Raw genomic sequence first — 22,272 nt, 5'->3', positions numbered from 1 at the left:
CTTTCCCCCTTGTCTAACACCATCTGGCCATGTAAGCATGCTGTTCATTTGAGATTGCTAAAGAAAACGTTGCTTCAACCTTTTTTGAAATCTCTAATACTAGCCTTTCACTTGATTCTGTTATTTCCCCTGCGACAATGCAGTATGGCTGAAGCGGTAGATGACGACTCACAACAAACATCATATTTTGAAATGGAAGTGTCACACAATTTACACTAATCTGTGCTAACAGTTCCAAAACTTTTTGAAGCTGTTCTCTCCCACTTCCAGGTGACACATAATAAAACGGGATATCCCCAGCGGTACGAACATTAATAGCTAATGAATAAGGGATGTTTTGTTCATGTGCAAAATAAGCAATTTTACAAACTGCGCTCAGTATCGATTCTAAATCACTTGTTAATGAATAACCTGACGAAACATTTACTGCTATCATAAATCCTGTGTTCACGACTCGCTCGTACTGCTTAGTTTGTAGCTTCATCATACGAGCAGATGCTGTCCAATGAATATTGGATAAACTATCACCATATTGATAGTCTCGAGTTCCAATAGTGGCTAACCGATCTTCATAAATAGACATGGGCTTGTAAAAGGCCCCCTCTACTTGTGTATACAAGGTTTCCAACTGACTTACAGGTATAGGTGAAGGATACACAATAGCATCCTGTTTATAAAAGTGTTTATATTGAAGTACTGTTACACCAAATCCTAACAAATGTGGGATGCGTAGCTCTATGTTTCGAATTTTCGCTAATCCTCTTTTTTTAGTTTGGACAGGTATTCGAATCATTGTTTCGCTCTTCCTAGTTAGTGACAAAGGAACTGTAACCATGTAAGAAGCCGATTGTTTAGCCACATAGCCTGCTAACGGTTCTACACAATCATCAACTTGTAATGTAACCTCTCCTAATAAAATAGGAAATCCAGTATTTTGGATACTTACTGTCATTTCACAATTGTCACCTTGATGTAAACGCACCCTACCTTTTTCATTCAGAATATGTATGCCTTTATGTAGATTTTCTACATAATATGAATTTACTAGAACGAAAACTAACAATAAAATAGTAAAAAAGAAAAAAAGAAAACTATTGATGTAAAGAGCTATTATCATAAGAAAAAAGGTTGTAGCCCCCAACACCATCATAATACGATTGCCTACTGTATATGTTTGCCATTCCATTATACATAACTCACTTCCACAGGCACCGGAACAGACGCTAATATCTCTTGTATCACTGCATAAGGCGTTCTTGTGAGCGAGCCTTCCGTTGTTAAATACATCCGATGAGTGATAACAAATGGAGCAACCTCTTTCACATCAGTCGGTGTCACATAATCCCGGTCGTTAATAAAGGCGTGCCCTTGGGCTGCTTTCATAAGAGCTAACGTACCACGTGGACTTACGCCTAACTCTACAGCAGCATGTTTTCTCGTTTCTCTACAAATATTCACAATATACGTTTCTACATCATCGACAACTTTGACATTTTGCACCTGTTGCTGTAACTCTTGAATATGTGCAACACTCAAAACAGGTTCTATTTTTTTTAGTAAATCCCCTTGCTGATATAACGTTGCCATCTGCTTTTCTTCTTCAAAGGTAGGATAATCCGTCTTTAACTTCATAAAAAAACGGTCCATTTGTGCAACAGGTAAAGGAAACGTGCCTTGCTGAGATTCAACTGGGTTTTGTGTAGCAATCACAACGAATGGCTTTTCTAATCTACAAGTTTGTCCGTCTATCGTGACTTGTTGCTCCTCCATTACCTCTAATAAACTTGACTGTGTACGTGGTGTTGCTCGATTAATTTCATCAGCAAGAACGATATTCGCAACAATAGGGCCCATCTTCATTTCGAATTCTTGTTTTTTCGGATTAAAAAATTGAATACCTGTTACATCGCTCGGTAATACATCTGGTGTAAACTGAATACGGCTAAATTTGCTATCTACTGTTTGCGCAAACGTTTTGGCGAGCATAGTTTTTCCCGTTCCTGGAACACTTTCTAATAAAATGTGCCCATTGAACATTAGAGATATAAAAAACAACTCAATTTCTGTGTCTTTACCTATAATAACTTTGTGAATTTCCTCTTTTACTCTTTCAAACTGTGTAAGCATAAATCTATATTCCCCCACTCTTTGTTTATATCTAAATAAACAATTATTCGACACCTTTTCAAAATATCCTTTTTTTAGCATTTTTTAATTGCACATAAAAAACGGATGTCTATGACATCCGTTTAACTTATTTCTATTTTAACTTGTTGCAACCTTTTGCAAATTCTTAACCTCTATTATAAGCCAGATGCTAAATACTATCTCAAAAGAAATCATCACAATTGAAACAATCACAGGGTCAAAGATGATACCAATAATAAAAATGCTTACAGAGATTAAAACAGCCATCACTGTGTATGCAGTTGACTTATACAACCAACCAAATGGTAGTAAATGTGCTCCAAAAATAATCGCTAACACCATGACCATTTTATCAGGTGCTGCTGCATAGACCCACATAGCGATTAAGATATACAGCAGTTCATTATATGAAAATAAAAGTCCTAGTTTATTTAAAGGATTACTATTTGCCGAGAATTCAGCTTTAATCACCTTAGAAATAACAAAAGCAAGTGGAACAAGAGGCGTGGTGAAACAAAAAGTTAGCAGTGTTTTTGTATATATATCTTCAATGGGAAGTAACCAAACAATTAGAACAGCACACCAAATAATGACAGAAGCTAAAATAAAGTGTAAACCTCTTTTGCCTCTCCTCGCTAAATCAATTCGTAATTCATCTAGATTCATAGTATTCTCCCGTCACAATTTTCTATTATTGAATTCAATAGATTCTGCTCAACATTTCACAAATATTATTATAATCATAACTTCCAAATGTTACAAGTTTGAATTCAAACTTTCTTTAAATGAGATAAAGGGAGGCTACATCCTTCCTACACCGCCGTGTAGAGTGGAGGCTTTGACAGTCTCGTTCATATAAGGAGGCTCACGGCCACCAGTGGAAAGCAAAGCGAAATGGCGCGAAAAAGTCAACGACACTTTTTTTTCTAAACAAAAAATGCCCCAAAAACACAAGTTTTGGGACACCCTCTTTCGTTTATTGCAAATCGTATTACCTTACACTGTTTGCTTTTTATTCAAAACGACGTTATTTACTCGAGGTTCACGAAGTAGTTTACTAGATAGCTTAAAAATTGTAGTAACGGTTTTAAATTGTACGTAAATGAATGGCAGTAGTAAAGCAAAATACACAATAGAATATTGGGTAAGAATATCCGTCTTAACGAATCCCCAATGGATATAGAACATGCCTAGTACAAAGAATGCAACGCCTGGACAAATTAGTGCAAAGCTGCCCGGACTTTTCCCTTCGCCATGAATCATATCTGTAAAGTAGCCTATTTTCTTCAAAACGCTATACCCTATAAAACCAAACAAGATTTGGATTGATACAAACACTGTTAACACTAGGAAGATTGGAATGGGAGATGGATCAGCCACTTCATACAAGTTGTGATTTATCCCCATATATAAGCGAACAAATGTAATACCTAATAGCGTGAGAATCGGAATAGCAATCCACAAACTCGGGCTTCCCATTTTATCAATACCTTGCTTAAAAATTGATTTGAAGCCTAGTACCATTTTCACAATCATTAACATAATGGCTAAACTTGCAAAGAAAATAGACATAACCATAGCTATAACAGAAGTTGCTAGTGTATGACTCATCGCTGCTGGTGCCGCAAACCCAACAGATATCATAGAAAATGCGAAAATCGTTAACATATGACTTAAGTTATTGTTCTTAACAAAATCTAAATCACCTTGAATGATAAATCGTGTGAAATAATCCTTGAAAATGACAAGTGCATAGACACCAACTATCAAGAACCCTGTAAGTGCAAACGGAAACAGATATTCTACTATACTCCAAAGATTAGGAACAAAAACAGCACCAATGATAAACACAACGTTTATTGTCATCCCTAAAGTCAATGGGATGGCCATTAATGAAACCTCATTATTAGAATTACGAAGCTCTTGATAAGCAGTTGTTTTCTTGAAAAGGTTATATTCACGAATATTCCAGAGCAATATTTGAAAATGCTTAAAAGCAAAAAATATAATACCTACTAAACTAACAGCTACTACAGCTGATAAAGAAATATTATTTCCAAGTAATGTAGGAAACACATGTTCAAAATTTGCCATCGGTCTACCTGGATGCTTAACCATAAACATTAAATACATAAAAAATGAGATTGCCAATCCTCCACTACCTAACGCTGCTAAGAAATACAGTGGACTGTATTGTTCCTTTAAGTTTCTTCTCATGTACTCATCCCTCTCGTTTAATTAACTTAAAATACCCTTACAGGTATAATATACCTTATGAGGTATTTTTTCAACCATTATTTTATTTTTTTCCAAATTTACCATTTATTTAGTACCGCACATCTCTTACCCCGCACTTTTGACAATCCTGTTCAATAAACATATGAATCAATAAGGAGTAATCAAGCACTCTCGGTACGCTACTTAAGTCTTGGATACTTGGATTGTTCAATAGTGATTCGATAAACGTATAGAGGATGAGTAGCTTCATGTTATGATATAAAGAAAAGCTGCTGTCCCAAAAGTTCTTGATAAGTTGACCTTCTCGGGACAGTTTTTTGTTTCATGCTAGAAATATCTATGTTCTCAATTAAAATTTGTCTCAGAGTACCTTTCGTACTTTTACTTAAACTATATCACTTCTTTATCCTTTATTTGGTTAGATATTTTGTGCCATTTTCTCAAATTGTGTGCAGCACAAAGCAGGCTAAAATCTATTGTATTTTTTGACAGGCCTTTCATTCGAAAACGTGAATAATTATTGTTATATTTCAGTTGACCAAAGACGGGCTCGACATCTATCTTTCTCTGTTGGTATTTTACTTGCCCTTATCTGTCATCAACCGTTCTCTTATTTCCTTGCGTTGCTTTTGGTTCTCCTACGAAACAGAAATACTCTTCATATCTTTTCCTTTCGCACAAGTTTGTTCGTGCGGACAGCCATGACAAGAGATACACATATAATGCCGCTTGGTTGACTCATATCCATTATCTGCTTTACGCTTATTTCATATGTAAATGTCAGCCGTTCTTGAAGTGTTAACGCTTGTTTTGCTAGCTCATCTTCATCTACCACTTCTTCAATTGATAAAAGGATCTGTCTAAACTCTTTTATCTAGCTTTTGGTCATACTTTTCGGCAGATTTTCTTGTTTTTTATGCGTATTTTTTGCTTCGAGTATATAATAATGTTTCGTACATTGTTGATTGTAGCGGAATGCGCTCGACTCCTCGAAAATGCTATTGCATTTTCTTCGTGCGATGTTAGCCCGAAGAAGCCTAATCAACGTCCTGCGGGAAATAGTGGCAGGCGTGAGACCCCGCAAGGCGTAGCCTTAGGAGGCTCACGGCCACCCCGCGGAAAGCGAGCGCAATGGAGCGAAAATCAACAACAAGGTACAATGCAATTCTTTACTCAAAAAAGGGCCCCAAAACGTTAGTTTTGGGACACCCTCTTTTCTTTATTATAGAGATTTATCGTTTATCGAATTTAACCAACTCTCAATTTCTCCTACAATGCTTGCAACTGTAACTTCTTCAAATGGAGATTGTAAGTTCGCATGTTCCACAAGTTTTAAGAACGACTTTGAGCCTCCAAGCTTACATAAAGAGACATAATCATCCCATGCTCTTGGGTCCTCCTGTTGCGTTCTCTTCCAAAATTGTAATGCACAGATTTGCGCCAAACAGTAATCAATGTAGTAGAATGGGTAGTTGTAAATGTGTAACTGTCGTTGCCAAAATCCACCGTTTTCTAGGTAAGCAAAACCGTCATAGTTTCTATGTGGTAAATATACACTTTCTATTTCTCGCCAAGCTTGCTTTCGTTCAGCAGGAGTAGCACTTGGATTTTCATAAACGAAATGCTGGAACTCATCTACAGCAACACCATATGGAATAAACAATAAGCTACCCGCCATATGATCATATAAAAATTTATTTGTATCATCTTCAAAGAATTCTTTCATCCATGGCCATGTGAAAAACTCCATACTCATTGAATGAATTTCTGCTGCTTCTGATGTTGGGAAATGATATTCAGGCACATCATATACCGTACTTTTGTAAGCTTGGAAAGCATGTCCTGCTTCGTGCGTTAAAACTGTTATATCACCATTTGTCCCGTTAAAGTTTGAGAAAATAAATGGGGCTTTATAATTTTCTATTAAAGTACAATAGCCTCCATTTGCTTTACCTGGTTTCGCTACAAGATCAAGTAAATTTTTTTCAATCATGAATGTAAAAAATTCGTTCGTTTCTGAAGAAAGCTCTTTATACATCTTCTTTCCTTTTTCAATAATCCACTCTGGATCACCTTTAGGATTAGCGTTTCCTGTTAAGAATTTTAGCGGCTCATCATAGTATGTAAGTTCATTTACGCCTATGCGCTCACGTTGTGATTCATAAAGTTTCGTCGCGATTGGTACAATGTGTGTTTTAACCTGCTCACGGAATACTTTTACCATTTCAGCATTGTAATCAGTTCTATTCATCCGGTAATAGCCCAATTGAACAAAATTCTCATATCCTAACTTTTTAGCAATGGACGTGCGAATAGAAACCAATACATCATAAATTCGGTCAAAGTCTTCCTCATGTGCTGAAAAGTAGCCGAAATATGCTTCACGTGCCGCCTTTCTAATATTACGATCTGTTGACTCAGTGTATGGTTGTAACTGCTCTAATGTTAGTTCTTTACCATCAAAATCAATTTTCGCAGCTGCTACTAGCTTTGTATATTGACTTGATAATTTATTTTCCTTCTGTAAATCAGCAAATACATCATCATTAAACGTTTTAAGTTCTGAATCAGCAATAGCAAATAATTGTGCTCCCCATTTCTCTTCAAGCTCCTTACGAAACTTCGAAGACACTAGCGCTTTATAAAACCTTGTGTCCCATTTCTTACTAACAGCATAAAAATCATCCATATAGTCGCGTTCCGTTTTGTAGAATTCATTATTTGTATCAATTGTGTGTCGAACGTAACATAGATCATCCATTGTACGAATATTTTTGCGTAAACTATTAATCTTTTCCATAACATGGTTTTGCTGCTCAAAAGATTTGGCTTGATCAAACTCTTCTAGTGCCGATTGATAAGACTCCTCAAAATCTTCTTGTATTGGTCTTACATATTCGAACTGTTCAAATTTCATAGCTATCACTTCTTTCTATTAAAATTATTAACATACTTGATATATTCCCGAAAAAAGACCGATTTCCTGCTAAATAATATTTGGATTTCACTTATGTAAAACTTATAATTAAATTGTCACAACATAAGGGGTTATGTATGCAAATGTCTAAAAATGGCCTTAAACTATTTATCATGTATATATTTGTTGTATTTGTTCCTTCCCTAATTATCTCTGGATACTTAATTTACGCTGAGAAAAAAGAAATTCAAACGGAACAGGCTTTAAAAGTAAATACATACACTCAGTTTCACAAAAATCACATAGATCGACTTATCGGAGAGACAATTGTTAGCCTTGAAACGTTAACACTGCTCAGAACAAATGACAATAATAAAATCCAAACTATGTTGCAAAAAACATACGAACGTGATCCTCGCTATGCAGGTTTATTTTACGTTAATCCTAAAGGCGACATTGTTATAGGTACGAAGGAGCTAAAAACACCCGTATCTATTGTAAATCAAGAATTTTATCTATCTGCTAAAATTCAAAAAAATACAGTAATCTCTGAAGCAATAGACGAAATTGATGACCATAGAGTCGTTGCCATATTAACTCCTATACTGAATAAAAACCGAGAAATAACGGGATACTTATTAGCTACGTTACGACTAGATTATATGAAAAATGTAATAAGAGAATTAACTCCAGACATCCATCTTCTTTTAGTAGACGGCCTTAATCAATCATTATTAAATACTAGTAACACTAAGGCCGAACAATATTTAGTTCAAGTTCAGCTTGATAAAGTACCTTGGCGATTGTATGCAAATCCGAAGAAAATTGACCATAGTCAGCTTGTTAAGTTCTCAACTCTTACACTATTAATAACTATCGCGTTTTCTCATGTTCTATTTTTATTAGTAAAATATATCTTACTTAAACGACAGGCTAGACGCGAACGGCATCAAAATGAAACACAAAAAATGGAGATGATTGGTACTCTTGCTGCAAGTACAGCCCATGAGATTAGAAATCCTTTAACAGGTATAAAGGGGCTCATACATTTATTACAGGAAAAATATAGTCATGAACCGGAGGATACGTTTTATTTTTCTGTTATAAATGAAGAAATCAATCGTATTAATCAAATAGTGAATGAATTTCTCGTACTCGGAAAACCGACTGCTGAGGTTTTCAGTAAATGCAATATAGTTACTATTGTAAAAGAAGTGGAACCAATAATAAAATCTGAAGCGAACTTGTATAATGCAATCGTTCGCTTTGAATATGATAGCAATGATATTAATGTTGATTGCGCCAATGTTCAAATAAAGCAAGTTATATTAAATTTATCAAAAAATGCCTTAGAAGCTATTGAAGACACAGGAAATGTGGCTATTTTTATTACAGCGGAAGAACAGAATTGCATCATTACGGTCACAGATAATGGAAAAGGCATCCCAGACCATATCATGCCAAATATTTTCAATCCATTTGTTACACAGAAAACAGCAGGTACTGGACTAGGGCTTGTTGTATGTAAGAGAATTGTTGAATTGCATAAAGGTACTATCCATGTAACGAGTACCGTCGGAGTAGGTACATCTGTGAAAATTACAATCCCATTAGCTTAGCGATTTGTATAACAAGTCTGCTTTCAAAAAACTTAGTTACACGAAACACCTAATTTGATTATAATAAAACTATTGTAAAACAATCGTAGAAAGGTTTGTGTACAGATGGGCTTACCAAAAGCAAATGACAACCGGGTTGCCACGACACAATACAACATACTTTTTATCATAGCTCTATGTCATTTATTAAATGATTCTATACAAGCCGTTATCCCAGCGATGTTTCCTATTTTGGAGAGATCTATGAATCTTTCATACACTCAGCTTGGATTTATTGGTTTTTCTCTTAATTTTGTTTCCTCTATAATGCAGCCTTTAGTGGGCTATGTAGCGGATAAGCGTCCAACACCATATGTTCTTCCTATTGCATTAACTAGTACTTTTATTGGTATTATTGGATTGGCACTTGCTCCAAGCTACGCTTTGATTATTTGTTCGGTCCTTTTAATTGGCTTTGGTTCTGCTATGTTCCATCCTGAAGCGTCTCGCGTAACATATTTAGCTGCAGGTCCACGAAGAGGATTAGCACAGTCCATCTTCCAGGTAGGTGGAAACAGCGGATCAGCATTAGGACCTGTTATTACAGCCCTTATATTAGTACCTCTTGGTCAAGTTGGTGCTATTTGGTTCGGTCTCGTTGCCTTAACAGCCGTTTTATTTTTAACATATATAGCAAAATGGTACAAGCAAATTATACAAACAGAAGCGCCTTTAAAAAAGACGCATAGTAACAAGGATGCCTCCTTTTCTAAGGCTATAATATTTACATTAACCATCATTGTATTATTAGTATTTGTTAGGTCATGGTACATTTCATCCATCACTAACTTTTATTCATTTTATGCCATCGAAACATATGGTGTATCTATCGCCGACGCACAAAGCTTTCTTTTTCTTTTTTTATTGTTTGGTGCTATAGGTACATTTGTTGGTGGACCATTGGCAGACCGCTATGGCAAACGTAACATTATTTTTTTATCAATGGTAGCCTCAACACCACTTGCCATCGTATTGCCTTTTGCACCGAAAATACTTGCATATGTGTTAATTAGTATGATTGGTTTCATATTGATGTCGAGTTTCTCTGTTACAGTAGTCTATGCTCAAGAATTAATGCCCGCAAACATTGGGATGATGTCCGGCTTTATTGTTGGCCTCGCATTTGGAATGGGCGCAATTGGGTCTGTTGCACTTGGTGCCATAGCCGATACAATAGGTCTCGTTGAAACAATAATACTTATCGGTTTTTTACCTTTATTCGGTATACTTACTTTCCTATTACCCGCAGATAAAACAAATATGATGTAGAAGAACTAACAAAGTGTACTGCTCGTCTGAAAACCTGAGATAAACAAAGCTAAATATATACTTAAAAACATGGTCAGATAATGTCCATGTTTTTTGCTTTCCTATTTAAAATTTTACATTTTTTTCAAATTAGGATTTAATTGTTTCACCTTTTAGCATATAATAAGATTATAACGAATATTCTGTGAAATTAACATTCTTATCATGTACCTAATACTCTGAGAAATCGATTATGGGAGGTTTTAGAAAAATTATGTTTTTTTATAACATAAAATGAAGGAGGAATATTTATGTATACGTTTCCAAACCTACACGACTTTTACCAACGTCCGTTAATTGAAATAAGTGAACATGATATTAAACATCTTGTTTCTTCAGACATAGCAACATATACTCACTGGTTAATCGGCGTGGAAGGTACACCCGTTGAAGATAACAGCGAAAAATATCATTGGAAAATTTACGTATACCCTACTAACCAAGCTGGAAATGTTAGTTGGGACCGCCCTCAATATATTTCTGATTCAATACCGTGTTTTCATCTGGCTTGTGATAAGGCAAAAGAAATAGAGTATTTATCAATAGCCGACGGCATTATCAACTCTGTTCACTCCTCTAAAATAAGTTAACACTTCGCTTCAACCTCTTTTTGGAAAACTTTGTGAAAGTCCACACACATATTTTTCACCATAATGATACATAAGTTAGAATAAAGAAACTCACATACATCACAATCACAATTAACTAGATATGGATAGCTGCATTTTAAAAGACATGGTCATAGACCATGTCTTAACTATATTTCATGAAGTTGGTGCTGTCGCTACCGTAAATGTTGTTATTGCCCAATCGTCTACTAACACATCTGAATCTAATGTATCGACAACAGCTACTTTAAAATTATATGTGCCAGGTTTATCAATACTCGCTCTAAATTTTACTTCTTCTCCACTTGCTAAGTTTGTGTCTTCCGGAGCAATCCCTGCATAAGGCCCAAAGAACATTTCATCCTCAATCACAACAACATCTATCCAATCCTGAAGATCATTATCATAATATTCAACACGATAATTAGTGACCGGATTCTCGTCTTCATCAACTAGCATTGCCTTGTAACTAACATCATCTAAAGTTACATTTTCAGCTTTTAAGTTTACAGCAAACTCATTTTGCGTTCCTGCTACAAAGGTATCAAATCCACTAAATGTTGTTTTCGACATATCACCTGGCGCATTTACAGTGAATTCTTTCTCAGTAAACTCTCCTACTGCAATATCAGGATTTTCCTTCGTTACTAATCCAATATCCATCACATAGCGGCCACTTTCATGCATATTGATGGTTACTGGTATGGTAACGCCTCCTTGTAAATTCAAGGCACCAACGGTAAAGCCCTCTTGAGGACCAAAAATGGCTTCCCCTTCTTGATTTGTTTCAAACGAACTTGGATTGCCCTCAATTGTTGTATATGAGAATTTTTGATTCGCAAGTGGTGTGCCTTCTATATCCGTTAACAAAATTTTAAACTGCATTGGAATGGTTTCATTAATATCACTTGCGGTTGCTGTTAAATTAAAAGTTGTTGCTTCTCCCTCTTTTAGTAAATCAAAGTCCGGACCAAAATCAAAAGTTACATTGCCCGCTTCACCTACGTAAATGTGCTGTGTGCCTTGTGCGCCAATGGCTAGACTTTTATCTACGGCATCAACTAATTGTACGTGCAACTCGTAGTTTCCTCCACTTAAGAAAGTCGTTGTGAAATTTTGAGTTGCTCCATCTGCAAGATTTACGCTTTCAGCTGTAAACCCATCTGCTGGTCCAAAGAGGGCTACTCCATCAATATCCGTCTTAATCGGAATGTCGCCTCCCTCATAGTAGATCTCTTGATCAGTCAACGGTTCACCGTCTTGTAACAATGTTATTTTATATAAGAGCTTTGTGTCAGCAGGGACATTATATGCTGTTGCTGTTACAGGTAGAGTTTCCGATTCTCCAGCCACTGCAAAAATTTCTTCATCAATAAAGCTATAAAATGCGACCGGCTTTGCCACACCAGTATGACTCGGATTATCTGTGTCCCCCACTTGTTTTACAGTTGATAATATATCGTCATAATTAGTTATAACATCTGCAGCTGCTTTGCCAGCCGGTACAACTAGTTTGTTAACATGTAATCCTGGTGCAACCTTTAATTCGGCATTATCTGCTATTTCAAATTTCTCTACTGTTATATTAGGTGCTTCTATAGACATGTTCGTACCTTCTACAAACATTTTATGAATTGTAGTAGTTCCTTTAGTGGTAAAGTTCAAATTATGTTTAGCTAAATATAGTAACCCTAGTTTAGAATCAGCAAATACTAAATCACTTGGGAACTCATCTGCCGTCTCATCTTCATCTCCAACATATATAGTACGAGCGCCAACATTTACATTTGTTGCTTCTAATGTCTCTCCTGCGTAAATAGTTAAGTCTCCTTCAACGTTAAGATTCTCAATATTAACATTAGTCGCAAACACATAAACATCTTTAATGGTTGCATCTTGTCCATCGAAGTTTACAAGTCCGCCTTCATCATCTATATCAATGATGCTAAGCCATAATACTTCATTGATTTCCCCCGCATCATTATAACCAACACTAATATCAGCGTTTTGTAAAAATTCTTCATTAGCAGGGTTTAATATTTTTTTCACATTGTCGGTAAGTGGATAGTCTACTCCTGAAATAGTAATTGTTGAATCTGTCACTGTTTCAACTAAACCTACATACCCAACAGAAGCTCTTGTTTCGTATACAAACTTAGCAAGCTGTCCTCTTTTCGTTGCTTCTGTTTTCCTAAACTCATCAGGACTGTCGTACGATGTGATACCTGCATCGATTAGTAACTGTATATATGGGTCTGACCAGTTCGCTCCTTCCCCTTCAGTAATTAGCTCATCTCCATTTAAAGCAAAAGCATTAGCAAGCATTTTAGCCATTTGCTCTCGGGTAACAGGATCTCTTGGACGGAACTCATTTTCACCATTCACTTCGTACCCTTTAATTACACCCGCATTCTGTAAAGCTGCCACATATGGATATGCCCAGCCATATTCAGCATCCGTGCCACCTTTTACAACATCTCTAAACCCAGGATCCACGTTGGTATCAGTTACTTCAATACCCGCGACTTTTGCGATTATTTTCGCTGCTTGTGCTCGTGTAATGTTATCATATGTACCGTATTTATCTGGCTGCACACCTTGAATAACACCATATGCTGCTAAATCTTTAATATATTTATAAAATTCATCCTCATCACTAACATCTTTAAAATCAACTACATCTTTAACTGGAAAAGTCGTGTCGCCATTCGTATCATCACCTTGGCTATCACCCGTTACTGTATTACTATTAGTTGGCGTTTCATTCGTATCGTTAGAAGCTTGCGTATCATTTGATCCTGTCGCTGAACTGTCATTAGAGTTCGTGTTACTTTGCGTTTGATTAACCTGCTCCTCGGCACCGGCCTTTGGTGTTAAAGTTCCTAATGTTAAAGTCCCTATTAACATAGAGCCCGCCACAATTTTAATTGTTGCATTTTTTACGTTTGGAAAGTTTTTTGATACATAATTCCGTGCACTTTTTTCTAATTCATATTGTCCGGTTTTCTCTTTTCGGTTTCCCAGTTCATCTGCAAACTCCATCGAGTGATCAGAAACATATAAAGTGATTTCTGTATGTTGCCCTTGTTTTCGCATGTTAGAATGTATAAATTGAATCAAATCAATGCCCTCCCATCATTACTTTAAAAATAGACATTTTATCTTTAGCAAAATAGCGGAAGATTAAACAATATTTTGTACATAATCGCTCTATTTAGATATTAAATATCTCAAATAAATAAAATGTACCTAACTCCAAGGAAAGCCAAAATAAACTTTTAAGAATTCCAATAAAAAAAGAGACTCAAAAAAACTGAGCCTCTAATACATACTCTAATTAATAAATTGATTTAAGCCAATCTAAACACAATCCCATATCCGCCTTTTGGATATTCCCATTTAATGTTTTCATACGGACAGCCAATGCGACAGCTTCCGCACTCGTGACAGCCTTCATACCCGACTTGCATACGTGTGCCCTCCCACTTATAAACCTCGGCTGGACAGAACACAGTACAAAGCTTATCTGGGCATTTTGTGGCGCAAACGTCATAATCCAAAACCGTTAAATGCGACTTCGTGTCAGCCTTAAAACGTACTAAATACTGCTTTTCTTCAAGGTTCTTTGTTGACATTATTTCACCGCCTTCCAAGCTCTGTACATGTCTTGTATTACTTTGAATGTACCTTTTTCAGATGTAACAGAGCGCATAATTTGCTTTTGCTTTAGTTTCTTCGGTGTGCCATCAACAGTGAAAAACTTACTAGCAGCTCGATTTAACATAGGTACATATTCACTAAAGTATTGTGGGTTGTTTTCAAATGTATGTGTAACATCTTTATATTTTTTTAAGTCCTGACCTATGAAGCTATTATAGATTTTATCGCGATAAGGCTCTAATGCAGCAGTACTGAAATCACCCTTTTTCTTTGCTTCAATAATTGTCTCACCAGCAAGTTGCCCAGACTTCATAGCCATATTTGAACCTTCACGATGAATAGCATTTACTAAGTGTGCTGCATCTCCTACAACAACTACACCGTCGCCAACAATCTTCGGAATAGAGTTATATCCACCTTCTGGTATTAAGTGTGCTAAGTACTCAGCAGACTCTCCTCCTGCTAAATAAGGCTTCACCATCGGATGATTTTTCAAGTAATCTAGTAATTCGTATGGCTTCATTTTTGCTTTAATCATACCGGACAGTGTTGTTCCAACACCGATATTTAAACTGTCATTATTAGTATATAAAAATGCTGTGCCAAGGTGCCCCTTTGTTGAGTCCCCAAATATTTCAACTGTGCAGCCTTGATTATCCTCAAGTTGGAATCGTTCATTAATTACATTTTTCGGTAGATTAATAACCTCCATAACAGTTAATGCCATTTCTTCTGGTTTAAACTCCTTATGAAAACCAAGTTGTTTACCTAACAGTGAATTAACACCATCTGCTAGCACGACAACATCAGCATACACTTCACCGTCAGGGCGGTCTGTACGAACACCAACGACTTTTCCATTCTCGACTATACATTCTAAAGCTGTTGTTTCATTTATTAATAATGCTCCTGCTTCAACAGCCTTTTGAGCAAACCATTGATCAAATTTTGCTCTAAGCACCGTAAAATTGTTATATCGGCTTCCTTCTTCACCTTCTCTGCCCCATTCAAGACCTCGGTAACCAAAAGATACCATTGATTCTTTATCCATCATCCAAAAACGTTGTTCAATAACAGGACGCTCTAGCGGTGCTTCTTTCCAAAATTCCGGAATCAAATCCTCTAATTGTTGACGATACAAGACGCCTCCCATTACGTTTTTACTCCCTGGATACTCACCACGTTCTAAAAGTAGTACATTTAATCCTGCTTTTGCACAAGTAAGGGCACATGCTGCTCCTGCTGGTCCTGCTCCTACTACGATTACATCAAATTTTTCAGACATAGCTGATTTCACCGTCCTTTTGTTGTTGCGCTTTTTTGAAGGCTTCAATTAACAAAGGTACAATATCAAACGCATCTCCTACAATGCCATATGTCGCAACATCAAATATTGGCGCTTCTGGGTCTTTGTTAATAGCTACAATATATTCAGAATTTTTCATTCCAACCACATGCTGAATGGCTCCAGACACACCTATAGCAAAAAACAATTTCGGCGTAACCGTTTCTCCTGTTTGCCCTACTTGATAATCATGTTCGATCCATCCAGCCTCAACGGCATCACGGGTTGCCCCGACCGTAGCCCCTAACACATCGGCCAACTCATGAATCAGCTGAAATCCTTTTGCATCTTGCATACCTTTCCCACCACAAACGATGATATCTGCATCAGCTAAATTCACTTTTTTTCCTGTATTGCGAACAATTTCTAGTACTTTTGTTCTCATATCCGTTTCCTGTAAATCAATTGTTTCCTCAATGACTTTTCCTGTTCTAGATTGATCTGGCTCTAGTGCCTTCATAACTTTTGGTCGGACTGTAGCCATCTGTGGTCGATGTTTTTTACATAAAATAGTGGCCATTATATTTCCACCAAATGCTGGTCTACTAGCTTCAAGTAATCTTTTTTCCTTATTAATATCTAATATAGTAGTATCAGCTGTTAAACCGGTATTTAAATCAGTGGCTACCGCACTAGCTAAGTCTTTACCGTTAGGAGTGGCTCCATAAAGAAAGACCTCTGGCTTATACTTTTCCGCTAATTCGATAACACCTTTCATATATGATTCTGTTCGATAATCCTTTAATACAGGATTGTCTATTACATATACTTCATCAGCTCCATAGCTTATAACTTGACTTGTGAGTCCTTTCACATCGTTCCCTAGTAAAATACCAGCTAATGGTACTTCTAATTTATCTGCTAGGTCTCTTCCTGCGCCTAAAAGTTCAAGAGATACACCTTCGATTTTACCGTCATTTTCTTCAATATATACCCAGACTCCTCTATTTTCATCCATTTCTCAAGGCCTCCTTACTTTTTCTTAGCTAAATATTTCCTTTTTCTCAAGCAACGTACTAACTAGCTGAGCAACCTGCTCCTCACTACTTCCCTCAAAGCGTTTACCACCTTCTGGTCTTGGTGGTGTAAACATCTTACCAACAATTGTTGGTGAGCCTTTCAGTCCTAATTGAGTCCGGTCAACATCATCGAAATCATTAACGCTCCATATGACAGGGTTATATCTTGCAGCTTGTAGCATGTTCGGTAGTGGTGAAAATTCAATTCCATTAATTTCTTTTTCTACAGTAACAAGACACGGAGTGTTTGCCTGAATAAGCTCGTAACCATTCGTCAGTTTTCTCTTCAGAATCATAATCTGTTCATTCTTGTTATACTCCATAACTTCAATCACATTTGTTACTGGTGGAATATCTAAACGTCTTGCTATACCTGGACCTACTTGCCCTGTATCCCCGTCTATAGCATGCTTCCCACAAAAGATAAGATCAATTGGCTCCTCTTGAGCAATCTTTTCCAGAGCTTTAGACAATGCATAGCTAGTTGCTAATGTATCAGCACCAGCAAAAGCTCTATCTGTTATGAGATACCCTCTATCGGCACCTATTTCCACACTCTTTTTAATAACGGCAGTCGCTTGAGGTGGGCCCATTGATACAACAGATACCGTCCCACCATATTTCTTTTTTAGGTTCACAGCCTCTTGTACCGCATGAGCGTCATATGGATTTAATATAGCCGGCGCACTACGGCGGTCTAATGTGTTCGTTTTGGGGTTAATTTTAATTATTTTTGTGTCTGGTACTTGTTTAACGCAAACAACAATATGCATGTTAATTTTCACTCCCTATATAATAATGTTGCTGTAAAAAATACAGCCATAATGCATATTTTTTTATTCGAAAGGCTCTGTTAAAGGTGAGTGTTGATTTTTTAATATTGTTGATAGCAGTGAAATGCGCGATAGAAGACGAAAGACTAAGAGCGCCACATCCTGTAGCAACGTCTTTCTGACCCGCATCGTGCGGGCCTCAGCGAGATGTAGTGGCAGGCGTGAGACCCCGCATGCGCAGAGGAGGTTCACGGCCACCCCGAAAGCGAGCGCAATGTAGCGAAAATCAACAACAAAGTTTAACAGAGCTATTCGAAAAAGAATGTAGGGTAGGAATTATCCATGTTGTGTACAAGACAAAGTTGAGGAAGCAGAACGCCCTACTATGATAGGTATATTTTAATCCTGCTGTTATTCTTGAAGGTTTGTGAATTATTGAACGTAATAGAGTAGAATTGAAGATCTTATAATTCTATTATAAAACGCTTACAACAAAAAAATGCCTTTTTTTGTTGATTATCTTGTTTATATTAAAAATATACTGAATGGACAGACATTTTCAGTAACATTTATCACAGTTGTAATATTTTTCAACTTTTATTGAACAGGGAAATATAATTAATATTAGAATGTTTTTGTGCTAAGAAGGGCTGAAACTGGGGTACTTATACGGATCAAATAAACCTAATGTTTGCCTGCCTCACAAAATATGTGTAATGGCATTAATAAGCAACTGGATTTCTACTTAAAAAAAAAGTTTTTACACTACATTCTTTTTTTTGTACCATGATTTGATATGTAAATAAAAGCTTGTCTAGTTTTTGAGATATTTCAACTGTACTAGAGCTAGTAAAACCTGAATGCATGGCAGTATCAATCATTTCTTTTCGAAGAGCGGCAATAGAACCTAATAGCTCTTTTTCATTTAATAAATTACCATTACCCATATTGATTTCACTCCTAGGAAAATAACGACATACGAAATAATATTTATTACACGAAATGAATTATTACAAATTCTATAGCAGTTGTAAATAGAATCGCAAAATTAGACATTATTTTTACAAAAGTCCTATTTTTCGTCATTTATTTCAGCTTTATTTTGAATAATAGCCACAAAGAAGAGAAGTGTTCTCACACTTCTCTTCTTTGTTACAGAACTTTATCCCACATTTCTTCTGGATTTAATTCGTAAATAGCGTTCTCACGAAACATAAAATGATTCATAATTAATTCGCGGCGAAGTGTTGCAAAATCTTCATGATATTGTTTAATATATTCATTAATTTCTGCTTCACTATATTTCCGCCCATGAACTAAACCTTTCGCAAGAAATTCAAGAACAATCAGCTTCTTCTTCTTTTGTGCTGGAATATTCTTTAATCGGCCCTCTTTTGTCAAAAAGTTTTTCAACATTGTTTGCTTATCTTGCTTTGCCTCCAATTGCATCGATTCACCCTCTTCTCTTTTAAATACAACCTTCATTAATGCATCTGACTTTCGCTTTAATACAGCTTCGTTTATCGAGAAATAAATTGTGTTTTTGACTCGCTTTTCATGTATAACATCAATTTCTCGAAGTTTTGAGATATGATGAGTCACTGTTGCGGGTGTTAATCCTAGCTTTCCAGCAAGCGCCTGTCCATGTAAAGGTCCATTTGCTAATAAAACTAAAATGCGGACCCTTGTTGGATCACCAATAGTCTTATGAAAATTAACAAGTTGGTTTAATTGCAAAAAAAACACCTCTTTATAAAATTCGATAAGTATCTAATTAGATTATAATCTAACCGAATGGGGATTGCAATAAATTTGGATAAACAAAAAACGACTGCCTATATTAGCGCACTCGTCTTTATGTGAAAACACCTTCTATTTTCAATAAAATCTCTTGCAAATCCGTCCTGTTACCAGAATAGCCTACAAGCTGTTTATTTTTCCCCACAACTCGATGACATGGTATGATAATAGGGATAGGATTTCTTCGATTTGCCTGTCCAACAGCCCTTACTGCCTTATCATTATCTATATAACAGGCAAGATCACTATAAGACCATGTTGTACCATATGGTATTTGTAATAACCCTTGCCAAACCTTCGTTTGAAAGTTTGTACCTTCAATATCCAATGGCAGTGTAAATACTTTTCTGTTACCAGAAAAATATTCTAGCAGTTGCTTTGAGGCTTCTAATAATAGACTTGATTCTTTTAATTCTAATCCATTAATTGAGGTGTCAGTATAATCTATCCTTGTTATCTTTTGATTTTTCTCCACGACATAAAGCAGTCCAATTGGAGAGTCAATAGTTATGTAATATATGATGTATCACTCCAATGTAGCAGGTAGTGTAATGGTAAACGTGGTACCTTCGTTAAGAACACTATAAACATCTATTACTCCATCATGCTCTTCAATTATTTTATAGCTTACCATTAAACCTAACCCCGTTCCTCTTTCCTTAGTGGTATAAAAGGGTTCTCCAAGCTTTTTTATTTTTTCTTCCGGTATACCTGGCCCTTCATCAGTAAAAATAATCTGAACTTTATTAATTTCATCTTTCTTTACAGTAGCGGTTAAAGCTCCCCCTTTATTCATAGCTTCAATAGCATTCTTTACTATATTAATAAAGACTTGCTTTATTTGATTAGGCTCACAATAGACTTTAGTAAGCTTTTCCTCTGATTCAAATTTAAGTGCTGTATCTTGTAATATCGCCTGTGGACGCATTAACTCTAGTGTTGTCTCAACTAACTCACATATATCTACTAATTCATATTTAACAGCTTGAGGCTTTGCTAAAATTAAAAATTGAGTAATAATAGACTCTATTCTCGTTAACTCAGAAGACATAACATTAAAGTACATATCATACTTGTCCTCGACCTCTGCACTCATTAGCTGAATAAATCCCTTTAACGCCGTCATAGGATTTCGAATTTCATGTGCTATTCCTGCTGCTAGTTGTCCAACAACAGAAAGTGTATCAGACTTTCTCAGTTGCTCCTCCATTTGTAAACGTTCTGTTACATCGCGAAACACAGCTAGGTGAACATCCCCAAACACATTACGCTTATAAGAGAATTCAATCGTCTTTTCCATACCATTAATAAAAGAAAAGTGAGCTCTCTTTATCGAATCTTGGGGAGAGTTAGGATGCGTATCAACTGGCATAAATTTTATATCACTACAATACAATATATCAAAAAACTTCCCACCCATTTTTTCTAAATGTAACGTTGATTTAGCAACTTCATTTGCGTCAATAATTTGCTTGTCATCATTAAACAGAATAATACCATCCATTGCTGCTTCAAATATTTTTCTAAACTTTGCTTCACTTTCTTGAAGCTGATCTACCATCCTTTTCCTCTCAGTAACGTTACGATAAATAGTCATGTTATAGCCGTCTATGACACCTTTATTAGACGTGAACTCAACTAGTTTACGTTGTCCATTCGCCATTCTGAAATGTAACTCATCGCGAATTTGGTTATTTTTTAGAAATCTATTTGTAACTGCTTGTAACTTAGCACTATCTTCCTCGACAAACTCAACCATATTTGTCTGAATAAGATCTTCTAAAGGCAGTTCAAACAACCTCGCTGCTGCTGGATTGGCTTTAATGACAGTCCCTTCACCATCCCAAATGACAATGGGGTCAAGAGCATGATTGAATACTTGACGAAAACGCTCTTCACTTTCAGAAAGCCTTTTAACTAATTCCCGATTTTCTGTAACATCATGAAATATCGCCATAAATATTTGATTATCTGAATTTGAAGTAGCTGAAAAATCAAATAAAATATCGCTACCATCAGGTAGTTCAAAAGCGGTGTCTCCTTGAACGGTTCCTTCTAACTTGAGTGACCTCCACATTATACGAGCATCTTCAAAAGCATGTCCTGACACAAAATCTAACAATAGTTTATTTAGCAACTCATGTTTTTCTCTTTTTAATTTTTCACAAAAGTATGGATTAGCATCAATGATACGTCCAGCTTCATCAAAAATAGCAATTCCAACACCGGCTCGTTCATACACATCTTGAAAAAGCTGAATGCTTAAATGTCTTTCATATTCAAGGTTTTTTCTGTCTGTGATGTCTCGCATGATAGAAATATCATAATTGTTAAATGCATTACGCTTTGCTGAATACTCTATATATTTCTCTTTACCGTTTTCTAACTTAATAAGTAGTTCATCTGTTAATTCACCTTCTGTTTGGAGAATGCTATATGAGTCCTTAATAACATGTGAAGGAACTAAGCTTAAAAAATGATAAATGTTTTTTTTGTATAACTGCTCACTTGGCATTTCAAATAACAATTCAGCTGCTGCGTTAACAATATGAAAGTTCATCTGCTCATCAAAAATGACTATGGCATCCTTTGCTCGTGCAAAAGTTGCCTTATACATTTCAAGTTGTTCTTCGATAATTAATTTATCCTTCTCTAACTCTTCAATTCTTTTTCTCAAAGTAAGTATTTCATCATTCGTAACGTGTTGCAAACTGATTGCCTCCTTTCACAGGCAAGTATCCAAGCTAATAATTCAACAAAAACTTACAATATCCCTTTTTATTTTTTGTTAATTCTGT

General features: G+C 36.1%; 18 protein-coding genes. 3 read left to right on the top strand and 15 right to left on the bottom strand.

Features of this window, described 5'->3' with window-relative positions:
• Window positions 1–13: 13 nt before the first annotated feature.
• The 6 genes from EJF36_RS07555 to EJF36_RS07530 all read right to left on the bottom strand — a co-directional run bounded on the left by EJF36_RS07555 (window position 14) and on the right by EJF36_RS07530 (window position 7,303).
• Complete coding sequence (locus EJF36_RS07555) at window positions 14–1,186, bottom strand: DUF58 domain-containing protein (protein WP_125905728.1); 1,173 nt, start codon at window positions 1,184–1,186, stop codon at window positions 14–16.
• On the bottom strand, window positions 1,186–2,127 hold the full coding sequence (locus EJF36_RS07550) for an AAA family ATPase (protein ID WP_125905727.1): 942 nt from the start codon (window positions 2,125–2,127) through the stop codon (window positions 1,186–1,188). Before EJF36_RS07550 ends, EJF36_RS07555 begins: the two co-directional genes overlap by 1 nt.
• A gap of 138 nt (window positions 2,128–2,265) precedes the next feature.
• The gene (locus EJF36_RS07545; RefSeq protein WP_125905726.1) at window positions 2,266–2,814 is read right to left on the bottom strand and encodes a DUF7010 family protein; all 549 of its coding nucleotides are present in this window, start codon (window positions 2,812–2,814) and stop codon (window positions 2,266–2,268) included.
• A gap of 330 nt (window positions 2,815–3,144) precedes the next feature.
• Window positions 3,145–4,365 (bottom strand): TsoY family (seleno)protein, encoded by a 1,221-nt coding sequence (locus EJF36_RS07540; protein WP_125905725.1) that lies wholly within the window; start codon window positions 4,363–4,365, stop codon window positions 3,145–3,147.
• 411 nt (window positions 4,366–4,776) lie between these two features.
• Window positions 4,777–4,920: a transposase gene (locus EJF36_RS07535; RefSeq protein WP_260471982.1), complete on the bottom strand. Its 144-nt coding sequence runs from the start codon at window positions 4,918–4,920 to the stop codon at window positions 4,777–4,779.
• A gap of 688 nt (window positions 4,921–5,608) precedes the next feature.
• Window positions 5,609–7,303 carry a M3 family oligoendopeptidase gene (locus tag EJF36_RS07530; protein WP_125905724.1) on the bottom strand — a complete coding sequence of 565 codons (1,695 nt, stop codon included), beginning with the start codon at window positions 7,301–7,303 and terminating at the stop codon, window positions 5,609–5,611.
• Between the two features lie 137 nt (window positions 7,304–7,440).
• Between EJF36_RS07530 and EJF36_RS07525 the strand changes: the two genes are divergently transcribed.
• The 3 genes from EJF36_RS07525 to EJF36_RS07515 all read left to right on the top strand — a co-directional run bounded on the left by EJF36_RS07525 (window position 7,441) and on the right by EJF36_RS07515 (window position 10,859).
• Complete coding sequence (locus tag EJF36_RS07525; protein ID WP_125905723.1) at window positions 7,441–8,922, top strand: PAS domain-containing sensor histidine kinase; 1,482 nt, start codon at window positions 7,441–7,443, stop codon at window positions 8,920–8,922.
• A 105-nt stretch (window positions 8,923–9,027) separates the two neighbouring features.
• Window positions 9,028–10,230, top strand: a complete 1,203-nt coding sequence (locus tag EJF36_RS07520; RefSeq protein WP_125905722.1) for an MFS transporter — start codon at window positions 9,028–9,030, stop codon at window positions 10,228–10,230.
• A 290-nt stretch (window positions 10,231–10,520) separates the two neighbouring features.
• Window positions 10,521–10,859: a hypothetical protein gene (locus EJF36_RS07515; protein ID WP_125905721.1), complete on the top strand. Its 339-nt coding sequence runs from the start codon at window positions 10,521–10,523 to the stop codon at window positions 10,857–10,859.
• Window positions 10,860–11,033: 174 nt separating this feature from the next.
• Here the strand turns inward: EJF36_RS07515 and EJF36_RS07510 are convergent, their stop codons facing one another.
• From EJF36_RS07510 to EJF36_RS07470, 9 genes are all read right to left on the bottom strand, one after another.
• Window positions 11,034–13,997, bottom strand: a complete 2,964-nt coding sequence (locus EJF36_RS07510; protein ID WP_125905720.1) for an S-layer homology domain-containing protein — start codon at window positions 13,995–13,997, stop codon at window positions 11,034–11,036.
• A 230-nt stretch (window positions 13,998–14,227) separates the two neighbouring features.
• Entirely contained in the window at window positions 14,228–14,512 is a 285-nt protein-coding gene (locus EJF36_RS07505) for a ferredoxin family protein (protein WP_125905719.1), read from the bottom strand.
• Complete coding sequence (locus tag EJF36_RS07500) at window positions 14,512–15,822, bottom strand: FAD-dependent oxidoreductase (protein ID WP_125905718.1); 1,311 nt, start codon at window positions 15,820–15,822, stop codon at window positions 14,512–14,514. Before EJF36_RS07500 ends, EJF36_RS07505 begins: the two co-directional genes overlap by 1 nt.
• Window positions 15,815–16,840, bottom strand: coding sequence for an electron transfer flavoprotein subunit alpha/FixB family protein (locus EJF36_RS07495; protein WP_125905717.1), 1,026 nt, complete (start codon window positions 16,838–16,840; stop codon window positions 15,815–15,817). Before EJF36_RS07495 ends, EJF36_RS07500 begins: the two co-directional genes overlap by 8 nt.
• A 24-nt stretch (window positions 16,841–16,864) precedes the next feature.
• On the bottom strand, window positions 16,865–17,674 hold the full coding sequence (locus tag EJF36_RS07490; RefSeq protein WP_125905716.1) for an electron transfer flavoprotein subunit beta/FixA family protein: 810 nt from the start codon (window positions 17,672–17,674) through the stop codon (window positions 16,865–16,867).
• A 722-nt stretch (window positions 17,675–18,396) separates the two neighbouring features.
• The gene (locus EJF36_RS07485) at window positions 18,397–18,621 is read right to left on the bottom strand and encodes an aspartyl-phosphate phosphatase Spo0E family protein (RefSeq protein ID WP_125905715.1); all 225 of its coding nucleotides are present in this window, start codon (window positions 18,619–18,621) and stop codon (window positions 18,397–18,399) included.
• Between the two features lie 205 nt (window positions 18,622–18,826).
• On the bottom strand, window positions 18,827–19,411 hold the full coding sequence (locus EJF36_RS07480; protein ID WP_125905714.1) for a DUF2087 domain-containing protein: 585 nt from the start codon (window positions 19,409–19,411) through the stop codon (window positions 18,827–18,829).
• Window positions 19,412–19,529: 118 nt separating this feature from the next.
• On the bottom strand, window positions 19,530–19,997 hold the full coding sequence (locus EJF36_RS07475; RefSeq protein ID WP_125905713.1) for a methylated-DNA--[protein]-cysteine S-methyltransferase: 468 nt from the start codon (window positions 19,995–19,997) through the stop codon (window positions 19,530–19,532).
• Window positions 19,998–20,000: 3 nt separating this feature from the next.
• Complete coding sequence (locus tag EJF36_RS07470; RefSeq protein ID WP_125905712.1) at window positions 20,001–22,184, bottom strand: PAS domain-containing sensor histidine kinase; 2,184 nt, start codon at window positions 22,182–22,184, stop codon at window positions 20,001–20,003.
• Between the last annotated feature and the right edge of the window lie 88 nt (window positions 22,185–22,272).

Origin of the sequence: Bacillus sp. HMF5848 (assembly GCF_003944835.1) — a bacterium.
In the GTDB taxonomy this organism is placed as follows: domain Bacteria; phylum Bacillota; class Bacilli; order Bacillales; family HMF5848; genus HMF5848.
Note: the sequence above shows the minus strand (reverse complement) of the source record. Positions and strands in the feature narration are given on the sequence as shown.